Origin of the sequence: Kriegella aquimaris (assembly GCF_900103215.1) — a bacterium.
GTDB lineage: Bacteria > Bacteroidota > Bacteroidia > Flavobacteriales > Flavobacteriaceae > Kriegella > Kriegella aquimaris.
The window spans coordinates 253,688-267,175 of the sequence record NZ_FNGV01000003.1 but is presented as its reverse complement, the minus strand read 5'-3'; the positions used below and the strand labels follow the sequence as shown (position 1 = coordinate 267,175).

Annotated in this window: 11 protein-coding genes; 4 read left to right on the top strand and 7 right to left on the bottom strand. The window is 39.5% G+C overall.

Annotated elements, in window-relative coordinates; genetic code table 11:
* The first annotated feature begins 35 nt into the window (after positions 1-35).
* From BLS33_RS08975 to ettA, 3 genes are all read left to right on the top strand, one after another.
* Complete coding sequence (locus tag BLS33_RS08975; protein ID WP_089887650.1) at positions 36-1,019, top strand: Gfo/Idh/MocA family protein; 984 nt, start codon at positions 36-38, stop codon at positions 1,017-1,019.
* Positions 1,020-1,090: 71 nt separating this feature from the next.
* Positions 1,091-1,273: a CAL67264 family membrane protein gene (locus BLS33_RS08970; RefSeq protein WP_089887647.1), complete on the top strand. Its 183-nt coding sequence runs from the start codon at positions 1,091-1,093 to the stop codon at positions 1,271-1,273.
* An 85-nt stretch (positions 1,274-1,358) separates the two neighbouring features.
* Positions 1,359-3,050 carry an energy-dependent translational throttle protein EttA gene (gene ettA / locus BLS33_RS08965; RefSeq protein WP_089887645.1) on the top strand — a complete coding sequence of 564 codons (1,692 nt, stop codon included), beginning with the start codon at positions 1,359-1,361 and terminating at the stop codon, positions 3,048-3,050.
* Between the two features lie 176 nt (positions 3,051-3,226).
* Here ettA and BLS33_RS08960 read toward each other — a convergent pair whose 3' ends face one another.
* From BLS33_RS08960 to BLS33_RS08945, 4 genes are all read right to left on the bottom strand, one after another.
* Complete coding sequence (locus tag BLS33_RS08960; RefSeq protein ID WP_089887642.1) at positions 3,227-4,615, bottom strand: M16 family metallopeptidase; 1,389 nt, start codon at positions 4,613-4,615, stop codon at positions 3,227-3,229.
* A gap of 2 nt (positions 4,616-4,617) precedes the next feature.
* A complete protein-coding gene (locus tag BLS33_RS08955) occupies positions 4,618-6,012 on the bottom strand; it encodes a M16 family metallopeptidase (protein WP_089887639.1) in 1,395 nt (464 codons plus the stop codon).
* A 57-nt stretch (positions 6,013-6,069) separates the two neighbouring features.
* Positions 6,070-6,882: an MBL fold metallo-hydrolase gene (locus tag BLS33_RS08950; RefSeq protein ID WP_089887637.1), complete on the bottom strand. Its 813-nt coding sequence runs from the start codon at positions 6,880-6,882 to the stop codon at positions 6,070-6,072.
* 92 nt (positions 6,883-6,974) lie between these two features.
* Positions 6,975-7,436, bottom strand: a complete 462-nt coding sequence (locus BLS33_RS08945; RefSeq protein ID WP_089887635.1) for a GNAT family N-acetyltransferase — start codon at positions 7,434-7,436, stop codon at positions 6,975-6,977.
* Positions 7,437-7,607: 171 nt separating this feature from the next.
* Between BLS33_RS08945 and BLS33_RS08940 the strand changes: the two genes are divergently transcribed.
* On the top strand, positions 7,608-8,495 hold the full coding sequence (locus BLS33_RS08940; RefSeq protein WP_089887633.1) for a hypothetical protein: 888 nt from the start codon (positions 7,608-7,610) through the stop codon (positions 8,493-8,495).
* 92 nt (positions 8,496-8,587) lie between these two features.
* Here BLS33_RS08940 and fumC read toward each other — a convergent pair whose 3' ends face one another.
* The 3 genes from fumC to BLS33_RS08920 form a co-directional block, all read right to left on the bottom strand.
* Positions 8,588-9,985, bottom strand: a complete 1,398-nt coding sequence (gene fumC, locus BLS33_RS08935; protein WP_089887631.1) for a class II fumarate hydratase — start codon at positions 9,983-9,985, stop codon at positions 8,588-8,590.
* Positions 9,986-10,358: 373 nt separating this feature from the next.
* The gene (locus BLS33_RS08925; RefSeq protein WP_089887625.1) at positions 10,359-12,848 is read right to left on the bottom strand and encodes a TonB-dependent receptor; all 2,490 of its coding nucleotides are present in this window, start codon (positions 12,846-12,848) and stop codon (positions 10,359-10,361) included.
* A gap of 3 nt (positions 12,849-12,851) precedes the next feature.
* Positions 12,852-13,358 (bottom strand): hypothetical protein, encoded by a 507-nt coding sequence (locus BLS33_RS08920; RefSeq protein WP_089887623.1) that lies wholly within the window; start codon positions 13,356-13,358, stop codon positions 12,852-12,854.
* Positions 13,359-13,488: the final 130 nt, after the last annotated feature.

Here is a 13,488-nt window from a genome sequence, read left to right as displayed (position 1 = left end):
AAAAATGATTACATTTGGGAAATTTCAAAATCAACATGGAACAGAAGACAAGATGGGGCATTGTCGCCCCAGGACGCATTGCCCATAGTTTTGCAAACGATTTAAAGCTTGTTACCGACGGTGAAATAACTGCAGTTGCATCACGAAGTCTTGATAGGGCCGAATCTTTTGCAAAGGCATATAATGCCCAACACACTTTTGGCAGTTATGAAGCATTGTTTGAATGTGATGCGGTTGATGCCGTTTATATTGCGACCCCTCATACCTCACATGCTGAATTGGCGGTAAAGGCCATGGATAAAGGAAAACATGTACTTTGTGAAAAACCAATGGGGCTGCATCGAGGTGATGTAGAACAAATGGTTGCGGCGGCAGAACGCAATCAGGTTTTCTTAATGGAGGCTATGTGGAGTCGATTTAACCCTGCTATTCGAAAGGCAAAACAAATGGTCGATGCTGGTGAACTTGGCGAAATTGCTTATGTTCATGCCGATTTTGGATTCTATGCTTTGGATAGGGATGAGAAAGGACGATTATTGAACCCTGAACTGGCTGGCGGGTCATTGTTGGATATCGGCATCTATCCGATTTTTTTGGCCTACCTAATGCTAGGGTATCCTGATAAGGTTTTGGCGGCTTCCAATTTTTACAAAACTGGGGTCGAGATACAGACTTCGATGATATTTCAATATTCAGGAGCACAAGCTATATTGTATAGCGGACTCAAGAGTAAAGCAGAAATGAAAGCGCAAATTTCAGGTGCCGATGGCTCGGTTTTTTTGAAGCCTAAGTGGCATGAAGCCCAAGGATACAGTGTCGAACGAGATGGTGAACTTCAAGATTTTGACCTGCCGACTTTGGGTAGGGGATATGCACATGAAATCATCGAAGTACACGAATGTCTTAAAAGAGGTGATTTGCAAAGTAGCCTTTGGAGCCACAAAAATAGCTTGGATTTGATGTCTTTGATGGATGAGGTTAGAAGGCAAACAGGGATACGATTTCCAATGGAAGCCTAAAGTTTGTCGTATTGGGTAAAAAATCCTCTAATTTTTACGATATTTGAGATTCGAATTAAACCAACTGAAATATGGGAATGAACAAGAACACTGTACTGGCATGGGCAACTTTTATAATGATAATCGTAGGACTCGGACTGATTGCACTAGGGGCCTTTAGATATGATGATGTGGCTGGTTGGGGTTTTGCTTCCGTAGGAATTGGTTTTTTTGCCATTGCATGGGTCTTCAACGCGTTGAAGGGCCGTGTTTGACTGGTGTTTCTGATCGAAACAATCTAAACTTCTCGGGCCATTTTGTACACAAACCTCTCAATTTATAAACTCATAAATAAAAACAATGAGCGACGATAAGAAGGTCATCTTCTCCATGTCGGGAGTGACCAAAACATATAAAAACGCCAATACTCCGGTACTGAAGAACATTTATCTCAGTTTTTTCTATGGAGCCAAAATCGGAATTCTGGGTCTGAACGGCTCCGGTAAATCTACTTTGTTAAAGATTATTGCAGGAGTCGATAAAAACTTTCAAGGGGATGTTGTTTTTTCTCCTGGATACAACGTGGGTTATTTAGAGCAAGAGCCGCAGTTAGATGAAGATAAAACGGTTTTAGAAGTTGTCAAAGAAGGGGTTTCGGAAACCGTGGCCATCTTAGACGAGTACAATAAAATCAACGATATGTTTGGGTTGCCAGAGGTATACGAAGATGCTGATAAGATGCAAAAGTTGATGGACAAGCAGGCCGAGCTTCAAGATCAGATCGATGCATCGAATGCTTGGGAACTTGATACCAAACTTGAAATTGCAATGGATGCTTTGCGAACTCCCGAGCCGGATAAAAAAATCGGTGTGCTGTCGGGAGGGGAACGGAGGCGTGTGGCCTTATGCCGATTATTGTTACAAGAACCGGAAATTTTATTACTTGATGAGCCGACCAACCACTTAGATGCTGAATCGGTACATTGGTTAGAGCATCATTTGGCACAATATAAGGGAACGGTAATCGCCGTGACCCACGACCGTTACTTTTTAGATAATGTAGCAGGGTGGATTTTAGAGCTTGATAGGGGTGAGGGTATTCCTTGGAAAGGCAATTATTCCAGTTGGTTGGATCAAAAATCGAAACGATTGGCACAAGAGAGTAAAACAGCCTCCAAACGACAGAAGACCTTGGAGCGCGAGCTCGAATGGGTAAGACAAGGCGCAAAAGGAAGACAGACAAAGCAAAAAGCGCGTTTGAAAAACTATGACAAGTTGATGAGCCAAGATCAAAAACAGCTTGATGAAAAACTTGAAATTTATATTCCCAACGGTCCTAGACTAGGGACTAATGTGTTGGAGGCGAAAGGAGTAAGCAAAGGGTATGATGATAAATTGCTCTACGAAGACTTAAATTTTAAATTACCACAGGCGGGAATTGTTGGAATTATCGGACCGAACGGTGCTGGTAAGACCACTATTTTTAGAATGATTATGGGAGAGGAAACACCTGATAAAGGCGTTTTCGAAGTGGGAGAAACTGCTAAGATTGCTTATGTCGATCAAAGTCATTCGAACATTGATCCCGAAAAGACCATTTGGCAAAACTTTAGTAACGAACAAGAGCTGGTGATGATGGGCGGCCGACAAGTGAATTCTCGGGCTTATCTAAGTCGGTTTAATTTTTCCGGGAGCGAACAGAACAAAAAGGTTAATATGCTTTCGGGCGGAGAACGTAACCGGCTGCACTTGGCTATGACCTTAAAGGAAGAAGGCAATGTATTGTTACTGGATGAGCCTACCAATGATTTGGATGTTAATACATTACGTGCTTTGGAAGAAGGGCTTGAAAATTTTGGTGGTTGTGCGGTGGTCATTTCCCACGACAGATGGTTTCTAGATCGTATTTGTACTCATATTTTGGCATTTGAAGGCAATTCTCAAGTCTATTTCTTTGAAGGTTCTTTTTCCGATTATGAAGAGAACAAGAAGAAACGTCTGGGAGGTGATTTAATTCCGCAACGTATCAAGTACAAGAAATTGATCAGATAGCCTGTGTGTCTGTATGGGATTAAAAAGAGGGGTCTAAAAATTTTTATGTGTGTCTTGGCGAGGCACGAAACAATCTGATACTTATTAGTTAGCAACGGACAGATTGTTTACTTTGTTCGCAATGACTACGTGTTTTTATTTTTTAGACCCTTCCTTTTTATTGCTAAAGTCCAAAATTATTGTTTCAGGGGTTTTTGCAAGGTTTCCTGAATTTGATTTTCAATTTTTGCTTTGTCCCCAACCACAATCAGTGTCATATTATCTGGTTGTATGTATTTCTGGGTCATTTCAGAAACTTTTTCAGGAGTCACGGCATGCATATTCTTTACCTTGTCGGTTAGAAATGATTCGTCAAGATCGTGGGTGTCTAAAAATATCAATTGACCAATGATTCCGTTTGGAGTAGAATTTTGAAGCACATAAATTCCTGATTCATAATTGATAATGCCCTCCATTTCCTCTTGACTTGGCGGTTCATTCTGTAAAATTTCAATTTCCTTTACGATTTCTTTTAAAGCGGCACCTGTATGCTCAGTAGTAACATCGGCTGCTTCGTACCAAACTCCGGTTTTATAATTATCCTTCAAATTGCTATAAGGCGAATATGTATATCCCTTGTCTTCCCTTATATTGCTAGTGATTCGGGAAGCGAAAGAACCACCTAAAATAGAGTTGGTAACGTCAAGGGCAATATAATCCTCGCTTGACGGACCAATTACGGGAAGACCATAATAAATTGTCGATTGTGGTGCCCCGGGCCTATCAATAATTTTTACGTCCGCATTGGTTACGGGTTGGGCAATGGCATAGTCTGAGGGTTCTCCTTTTTTCCAGTCCGTTAAAGAAGATTCGATAGCCTCTTTAACACTTTTCGCATCAAAATTACCCGCAACGTAGATTGTTGTGCGCAGGGCACCGAAGTTGCTATCGTAAAACTTTTTAATGTCCTCTACGCTATAGGAATCAATCATTGCATCCGTTGGAAATACCCTTCCATAGGGGTGATCGGGGTATATAGCTGCGAAAAAGTCCCTGCTTGCCTGTGCTTGTGGCCCTGCTAGTCGTACCGATAAGTTGCGTTTCATATCGTTTTTCAAACGATCAAGTTCCTCGACGGGCCATTTTGGGTTTTTAAGCACGTCTGCCATAAGAGTAATAGCTTTTGGTGCGAACTCGTACAAGACTGAACTGCTTAAATAAGAAGTATGCACACCCACGCCAATGTTCAAATTTCCGCCCATACCTGCCATGTCATCGGCAATCTGTTTGGCACTTTTGGTAGTACTTCCTTCTTTGAGCATATCGGCCATGAGATCGGCTAGCCAAACCTGATTTTCTTTTTCATCAATATTGCCAGTTTTAATACTAAACTGTATTGTGGCTTTAGGAATAGAACCATAAGGAACCATGACCAAGGTGAGGCCATTATCGAATTCTACAATCTCTTTTTCTGGCAATGTAAAGCCTTTGGGTTCCCCACCTTTAGGGGGTTGTTCTTTTTCTTGAGCGGTAAGTACGGTTACCGAAAATGTGAGGATAAGAACGTACGTTAACAAAGTTCTCATAGTCATTGTGTTTTTTCGTTATCGGCCAATAATGGGTTTACTGTCAAAATGGTACGGTTGGTATCGACCAAGTACTCATCGATGGTCTTTTTTACAATTTCAGGAGTTATTTTTTTAAATTCATCTTCCAGTGTGTTTATACGTTCGGGATTATCATCAAATAACGCAAAGCTGCACAAGAGATCGGCTCTTCCTAAACCGAAAGTGCCCCCAATATCATCATATAATTGTGACCGGATTTTAATAATAGCTTTATCAATTGTCTCTTGGGTTATTTCTGCCTTTAACCCGTTCATCACCTCGTCTATAGCCATAAGAATATCATCTTGGGAGGTTTCGTTATCGTAAGTGAGGTTGTACATCCATAACATCGGGCCTTTGTAATTGAACATATTTCCCAGATAGTTGATGCCGCCACTTACACCGGAAGTATACCCCTTATCCTTTTCAAGTTTTTGTGCTAATAAACTATTGTCGCCCTGTACGAGGATTTGGTCAAGAAGCCCCATTGCATAATATTCGGGAGAATTACGTTCCGGCATGTGATAGGCCAAGGCAATGGCGGGTTTATTGGCCAAGGAATCATTTTTCACAAATACTTTTTCTTTTTCTTGTTTTGGCTCTGTGATATCAGGTTGTGGAGGCAGTTTAACGGATGGAATGTTTCCAAAATACTTCTGTATCCACTCTTTTGTTTCTGCTGTTTCAAAGTCACCGACGATAGATAGGGCGGCATTATTGGGCGAATAATAAGTTTTAAAGAAACTAGCAACGTCTTCAAGATTCGCGGCATCTAAATCTTCAAGATCTCCATAAAAATTATGTGCATTGTACCAATTCGAGTTGGCATACTGCGGCATATCTAACCAAGGAAATCCTCCATAGGGTTGGTTGAGTACGTTTACCTTTACTTCATTTTTCACCACACCTTGTTGATTGGTGAGATTCTCTTGAGTAATGTCTAACCCTCGCATTCTGTCGGCTTCCGCCCATAACATGGTTTCTAATTTGTGTGAGGGTACGATTTCAAAATAATTGGTAAAATCGAAACGGGTAGATCCATTAAGTACTCCGCCGTTTTGTTGAATCAGTTTGACAAATTCCATTTTACCCAAGTTCTTAGAGCCTTGGAACATCATGTGTTCGAACAAATGCGCAAAACCGGTACGTTCTTTGGGTTCAATTCGAAAACCGATGTTGTAATACACTGCAATTATTACAGTCGGAGAAGTCTTGTCTTGGGAAAGGATTACTTTTAGGCCATTATCCAGTTTGTAGTATTCTACCGGGACCTTGAATTGTGCCGTTTCCTCTTTTTCATCTTTCTTATCGGCACAGCTTATTAGTGCTAAGACTGCCAAAACAAGAAAAAAGAGCTTTTTAGATGTTGTTTTCATTTAGTATTTTTTTTTACGTTACTATACTAGGTGTTGTTCTGGGGAACGCTCACTTGTTTAATAATCTTCGGAAGGATACCAATCCAATTGAATCACCTCGATATCTGAATTACCGGCATTTACCAATTTTTTGAATTTTTTAACATCACTGACATCTGGATTGCCGCGATAATGATAGGGATACACTTCTTTAGGTTTGAATTCCAATACCGCTTTGGCCGCACTTTCTTCGGTCATGGTATAGGGCAGGTTCATGCAAATAAAGGCTTTGTCAATATTTTCTAATGACTTCATTTCAGGAATGTCTTCTGTATCGCCTGAAAAGTAGATTCTTTGGTCATCAATGTTTAGAACATAGCCATTGCCTCTTCCTTTTTCATGAAATTTCAAAGCTTCCTTACGAAGATTATACATGGGTATGGCTTCTACGGTAATGCCATATCTTTCTTTTGATTCACCATTACTCAACACATCTATTTGGGGTGTGAATTCTTCCGGTATTTTATTCGCTACCGCCTGTGGGGCTATAATTTTTGCCTTGTCAGTGTTTAGTGCCTCTAAGGTTTCTAGATTGAAGTGGTCGCCATGAATATCGGTTATCAGAATTAGATCAGGAGCTTTTTTTCCTTCAAATGCTTGCGCTCCGCCAACAGGGTCAATATAGATAACAATATTTCCCCATTCCAAAACCGCAGTGGCATGCTCAATTGGGGTTATTTTCACTTCAGCATCTTTTTTAATTTCGGACACTAGAGATTCATCTGTTTCTAATTGTGGGGTAGCGTCCGATGTGGGTTTCGCTTTTGTCTTTTCTTTGCATCCTAAGAAAAGTAATCCTCCAAAAACAAGGTATAAAATTAAATGTTTCATGTGATATTTAGTTTTAGTGTTCGTTTTATGTTCGTCTGTCCTCATTTTATCGGCGTGCTATTAGAACCTGCTTTACGGCGCTATTAGTTATGTTATAATGAAAGTTCCATTTTGATATCGCTACGAATGTACTGACTATCGGGATCTATGGGTACTTCCTTAAAGCCATATTTTCTATAAATGTGCAACGCCGTATCTAATTGGGTGCTAGAATATAGTACTAGTCTGTGCCAACCTTCCTTTTTCGCAAAATTAATAGCGAAATCTAGCAGCTTCTGGCCAATCTTAATTCCTTGATAATTAGGATCTACCGCCATTTTTCCTAATTCATATACCTCATTGTTCAATTTTATAAAGGCAAAACAGCCTGCAATGTCACCATTGTATTCGGCAAAGAAAATGTGTCCACCAGTTTCGATGATGTACTTTTTGCAATTTTCCAGCAATGTCCTATCCTTAGGTTCGACAACAAATTTTTCTTGGATCCATTGTAAATTGAGGTCCCTGAAATGTTTTGCATACTGAAGCTCAAAAGGTATTACTTGGAATGCCATCGATTGATCTCTGGTGTTGTTAATATAAAGTTACTAGTCTAAATTTTCTTTAACAGGGTTTTACTTAATTTTTTTTACCCAAAAAATCTAAAAGTAAAATTGAACCGTATATAAGACTGATACAAACAAATTATTTTATTGAACTTAAACAAGTTAATTAATTTTTGAGTTATGACTGAAACAAAAAATAACAACGGATTGAAGGTATTGGCCGGCTTACTAGGTGTGTTGCTTTTAGGTACTATCATCTATACAGTAAGTCTTTTTCAGGAAAAGAAAAAAACAGAGGCCGTACTCTCACAAGAAAAGCAATTGGTTGTTGAAGACCTTAATAGCTTGAAGTCAGAATATGATAAAGCTATTTTGGAAAGCAATGCAACCAATGAAGAGTTGGTATCTGCTAGAGACAATATTGCAAAGTATATTGATTCTGTAAAAGCGATGAAATCTGATATTACCGCACTTTCAAGATACCGAAGACAAGTGAATGTATTGAAGGCTGAAAGAGAACAATTATTGAAACAAGTAGATTCGCTTACGCGTTCTAATAGTTTGATAGCCATGCAACGTGACAGTACGTATGTTGAATTAGAAAAGCAAACTGTTTTTAACGATTCTTTGGTCGTTCAGAATACACAATTAGCCGACGTAGTCGAAAAAGGATCAGCTTTGAATTTATCTAAATTCAATGTAGATGCAGTAAAAGAGCGTGGAAGCGGAAAATTGGTTTCTACATCTAAAGCGAAAAGAACAGATAAGCTTAAGGTTTGTTTTACTGTTGCCGATAATATTATTGCGGACGCAGGTGATAGAGAATTTTCAATAGAAGTATTGGATCCTCAAGGAAACGTTTTAGGGCAAAGTTCTACTAAGACTACTGATGATGGAGCTTCTATTACTTATAGTAAAGGAACTGGTTTTTACTATGAAAATAAAGCGCTTGATGTTTGTGACTATATCGATAAGCCAGCTGGAGATTTCCAAGAAGGAAATTATATGGTAAATGTTTACGATGATAAACTCAAATTATTGGGAACATCTAAGTTTGAATTGAAGTAAAATAAACACTATCCATTTAAACAAAAAGGGGGACAATCTGAAAAGATTGCCCCTTTTTTACTTTTGTAACTACGGTCAAGCCGCACTTCCAATTATTTCAGTGACCCGACCATGTCTTCGGGTTTCACCCATTCGTCGTAGTCTTCTGCCGTTACATACCCTAGGTTAATGGCTTCTTCTTTCAAGGTTGTTCCATTTTTGTGAGCCGTATTGGCAATTTCGGCAGCTTTGTAATAGCCGATCTTTGTATTTAAAGCCGTAACCAACATCAATGAGTTGTTCAAAAGTTCTTTGATCACATCGTGGTTAGCTTCTATTCCCGAGGCGCAATTGATATCAAAACTTACGCATGCATCGCCCAAAAGCTGTGCAGATTGTAATATGTTAGCAGCCATCATCGGCTTGAATACATTTAATTCGTAGTGTCCTTGGGTTCCGCCTATGGTCACGGCAACATCATTGCCCATAACTTGCGCACATACCATGGTAAGCGCCTCGCATTGCGTAGGGTTCACTTTACCAGGCATAATAGAACTTCCGGGCTCATTCGCCGGGATAATGATTTCTCCGATGCCCGAACGAGGTCCTGAAGCCATCATTCGTATGTCATTGGCAATTTTATTTAACGATACCGCCAATTGTTTAAGTGCCGCATGGCTTTCAACAATAGCGTCATGGGCAGCCAAGGCTTCGAACTTGTTTTCGGCCGTCTTAAAAGGAAGGTGGGTAAACTTTGCAATGTATTCTGCAACCAGCACATCATAGCCTTCAGGTGTATTAAGACCTGTGCCTACAGCGGTGCCGCCTAAGGCCAATTCACTAAGATGGTCCAATGAATTTCTCAAAGCCCTTAGTCCGTGGTCTAATTGTGATACATAACCTGAAAATTCTTGTCCCAAGGTTAGGGGAGTGGCATCCATCAAATGGGTACGGCCAATCTTTACGACTTTCGCAAATTCCTTTACTTTTTTATCCAAAGTATCCCTTAGTTGCGTAACTCCGGGAATGGTCACATCTGCAATCTTTTTATAGGCCGCAATGTGCATACCGGTAGGAAAGGTGTCGTTCGATGATTGTGATTTGTTTACGTCATCGTTCGGCTGAATTGTTTTTTCTCCTTCACCGATTACTTTTCCAGCAATTTCATGTGCACGGTTAGCAATAACTTCATTGACATTCATATTACTTTGGGTGCCGGATCCAGTTTGCCAAATGACCAGTGGAAATTGATCATCGAGCTTGCCCTCTAATATTTCATCGCAGACTTGAGCAATCAAATCCCTTTTTTGTTCTGTCAATACGCCTAATTCACAATTGGTATAGGCGGCAGCTTTTTTTAAATAGGCAAAACCGTATACCACGTCTAAAGGCATCGATGCCGATGGGCCGATTTTGAAGTTATTTCGAGAACGTTCTGTCTGTGCTCCCCAATATTTATCGGAAGGTACTTCGACCTTGCCCATGGTATCTTTTTCTATTCTGAAACTCATTTTGATGTGTTTTTGTTACCGCTGCAAAGGTAAGGCATTGACGAAATTATTTTGGGAAAGCCTAAATATTTTGTCTTTTTTTTTAATTTGATTTGTACGTTTCCCAATTTTCAAACTATCTTTGTAGTATTAAATAATTTAGCAGATGTTCGATTTTGACCAGTATTTGGGATTTATAGCTTTCTTAACCATATTATCAATTGGTTTTTGGCTGATGATTTTTTTGTTGATGTTCGTTGTACCTTATTGGTTAGGCGGTAATCTGTTGGAAATGTATAAAGAAAGACGCGACGCGAAAAAAGCCAAGCGAGAAGCATAAAAAAAAGAAGCCTTTAAGGCTTCTTTTTTGTTTTTATAATATATTATTGTTTTTCTATCCTTCAAATTCATCATCACCACCGTTATTGTCATTTCCACCGCCTCGACGGTTGCCATTTCTTTCTTTAGGTTGATTGAACCTGTAGACGAATGACATATTTACCGATCTTCTTCTAAATTGGAATTCACTGCGCGAGGTAAAAAATTCCGTTTCGGTATATGATCGTCTTTTGCCTGAATTCAGAAGGTCGCTAACATTCATTCCTATCGTTCCGTTGTCTTTCATAATATCTTTGCTAAAAGCCAAGCTTAGAAAGAACATACTCTTACTTTCGGTCTGTGAGTTTTGAGTGGGCCCTCTATAGAAAGCATTGGTCTGCCACTCTACTTTGGCGGGAAGCGACACTTTTGAGCTGAAACGACCAAACCAACTGGTGTTGTCGGTGCCATAATCAATTCCGTTGAAGACACCCTCAGTAGAAAATTTAAAAAAGTTAAAGCTCGTATTCAGACGCAACCATTTCTTGGGGTTGTACATCAGCGCCGCCTCGGCGCCAATTCTTTCATTTGTTGAAAGGTTAATGGGCAAAGAACGGATGATTTCTATACCATCTGTAGTCGTCTGACCCGTACTTTCCTGAATTCTCTCAAAAGAATCAGTTTCTTTTTGATAATAAACCGACGAGGTCAATGTTATTTTATCCCATCTTCTCAAATAACCCAGGTCGAACGCATTCGAGAATGCAGGATTCAAATCGGGATTGCCTTGAAAAATATTGGTCCGACTCGAACGTGAAGGAAAAGGATTTATATATCGTCCTCTGGGCCTATTTATTCTTCGATTGTATCCCAAAGAAACATTTTCCATTTCATTCAGTTCATAGATTAAATTTAAGGTAGGAAAGAGTCCTAAATAATTCTTGTCAAAGTCAAGGTTAACATCAACACCATATTGTTCTTCGATAGCATTACTATCAAAATCTGATTCTACTTTTCCTTTCAATTGTGTGTTTTCCAAGCGCAGCCCCAATAGAAAAGAGAACTTACCCATTTTATTACCATACTGCGTGTAAAGTGCGTTTACGTTTTCGGTATAGGTGAATTTATTAGTGAGCCCTTCGTTGGTAACGAATTGATTGGTGGCCTGATCAAGTGAATCCAGTTTATAGTCGGTTACCTGATTTTCAAAATTGCCACGGTATCCAGCTTCAAATTGTGCGTCTTCCATGGGGAGCACGTAATCTGCCTGTATTAAAAATTCATCTTGAACTTCATTTTGATAAACATCTTCTAGAACGATAAGCTGTGTATCAGGAAAGGTGTTTCGTTCTTCTATAATGGAGGTTTCGACTTCCTCCTCGTTTGAATATTGAAAATCCGCCGTCAGTTTATGTCCGTCATCATCAAAGTTGTTTATATAATTTAGGGAAAGTTGGTAACTGTTGTCGTCCTCTGTCTCAACTTCTTCGCGAAAAGTACGGCTCTCCAATAGGCTTTCATTGAACCGTTCGTTTGTGTTTTCGGTCAGGTCGTCATCATCTGAAAATCGCATAAAGATGCTTCCCGTAAGTGAAGATTTTTCGGTTAAAAAATACTCCATACCCAGATTAATATTGAATCCCCTGCCTAGTCTATTGTAAATTCGGTCTTCAATTACTCTGTCAAAACTACCTGAAGTATAGGTGTTGTCGAAAAAAGCATTCCCTGGAGCATCACGGTATCGATAACCCAAAGTGTTAAATATATTGTAATTGTCGGTACGAAGATTACTGTTCAAAGAAATGCTACTACTAGTAGGATACCCGGCATTTACATTTAATGATCCATTAAAGCCTAGGGTCTTTTCTTTCTTAAGTACAATGTTTAAAATACCCGCGGTTCCTTCGGCATCGTATCTTGCTGACGGACTAGTGATGACTTCTACCTTTTCAATAGCATCAGCGGGCAATTGACGTAACGCATCGGTTGAACCAAAACCAGCTATCGCAGAGGGTTTTCCATTGATAAGAATTCGCACATTTTCATTGCCCCGCAAGCTTATTGCTCCTTCGACATCAACACTTACCGAAGGTACATTGTTTAGGGCATCACTAATAGTGGCGCCACTTGTGGTAAGGTCTTTTCCAATGTTATATATTTTTTTGTCTAAACGAACTTCAACGGTGGTCTTTTCGCCAACCACTTCGACTGCGTCAAGCTGTTCTACATCTATGCCCAACTTAATTGTGCCTAAATCAGTAGATGTAAGAAATTCTTGTTCGTTCTTTTGATACGTTTTGTAGGATATGTATTCTACCCGTACTTGATAAGTGCCGGGGGCTATTTCTACATCGAACTGACCTTTCTCATTGGTAATACCTCCTGTTACTTTAGTAGGGTCATTAATGGGGCGTAACACCAATGTGGCATACTCTAAGGGATCCCCGTTATCTTTATCTAAAACTGTTCCGGTAATTTTTATAGATTCTACATCTTGTCGTTGGGGTCTTTGAGCGATGGCCGCAAGTGAGATCAATAGTAAGACAAGTGGAAACAGTTTTTTCATATTTTAGTTTTTAGGTTTTTTCTTTTTACGTTTTTTTTCTTTCTTCTTTAGTTTATTTGTCTTCTGAACTCCGTTTTTTTGAAGTTCGACAAAGGCCTCATATTTTTCTTCGGACAATCCTGATTTCAATTCAGCCGTCTGTTCTTCAGTAATCTTTTCCATGGCCTCTCGAGTTTTGTCGGGAGTCAATTCCAAGATTTGCAATTCAATCCGCTTTTGAACATATTTTTTCAAAATCGAACTTAAGACCGCGGTTTCGAAATCGTTCAATTCCAAAGCCTCTGTTATATTGGGCATTTCATCGTCTACAATTTGGCCAGCGGTTTTTGGTTCAGGTTCTTTTGGTGCAGTTTCTGCCTGCGGAATGGCATTTCGCTGCCTCCCGTAACCATATCCATATCCGCTACCAGAACCATAACCTCTTCCACCATACCCATATTGAGCCTGTAATTCAGCTCCTGCAAATACAAGTGCCAAAAATGTTATTACGAATTGCGCCTTTATTTTCATAACGCTATAGTTTTATTGATTAATAAAAGTGATGAAGGTTTAACCGTCTTTGGTTAAAACTTTGTTAAATGAACATTACTGTCAAGACTGCAACAAATGTACCATTTTATCAAGATTGAATATTTAGTTC

Excerpts from the sequence above, each read along its gene's own strand:
- BLS33_RS08975 (WP_089887650.1), top strand. The coding sequence starts at position 36 with ATGGAACAGAAGACAAGATGGGGCATTGTCGCCCCAGGACGCATTGCC.
- BLS33_RS08970 (WP_089887647.1), top strand. The coding sequence starts at position 1,091 with ATGGGAATGAACAAGAACACTGTACTGGCATGGGCAACTTTTATAATG.
- ettA (WP_089887645.1), top strand. The coding sequence starts at position 1,359 with ATGAGCGACGATAAGAAGGTCATCTTCTCCATGTCGGGAGTGACCAAA.
- BLS33_RS08960 (WP_089887642.1), bottom strand. The coding sequence starts at position 4,615 with ATGAGAACTTTGTTAACGTACGTTCTTATCCTCACATTTTCGGTAACC.
- BLS33_RS08955 (WP_089887639.1), bottom strand. The coding sequence starts at position 6,012 with ATGAAAACAACATCTAAAAAGCTCTTTTTTCTTGTTTTGGCAGTCTTA.
- BLS33_RS08950 (WP_089887637.1), bottom strand. The coding sequence starts at position 6,882 with ATGAAACATTTAATTTTATACCTTGTTTTTGGAGGATTACTTTTCTTA.
- BLS33_RS08945 (WP_089887635.1), bottom strand. The coding sequence starts at position 7,436 with ATGGCATTCCAAGTAATACCTTTTGAGCTTCAGTATGCAAAACATTTC.
- BLS33_RS08940 (WP_089887633.1), top strand. The coding sequence starts at position 7,608 with ATGACTGAAACAAAAAATAACAACGGATTGAAGGTATTGGCCGGCTTA.
- fumC (WP_089887631.1), bottom strand. The coding sequence starts at position 9,985 with ATGAGTTTCAGAATAGAAAAAGATACCATGGGCAAGGTCGAAGTACCT.
- BLS33_RS08925 (WP_089887625.1), bottom strand. The coding sequence starts at position 12,848 with ATGAAAAAACTGTTTCCACTTGTCTTACTATTGATCTCACTTGCGGCC.
- BLS33_RS08920 (WP_089887623.1), bottom strand. The coding sequence starts at position 13,358 with ATGAAAATAAAGGCGCAATTCGTAATAACATTTTTGGCACTTGTATTT.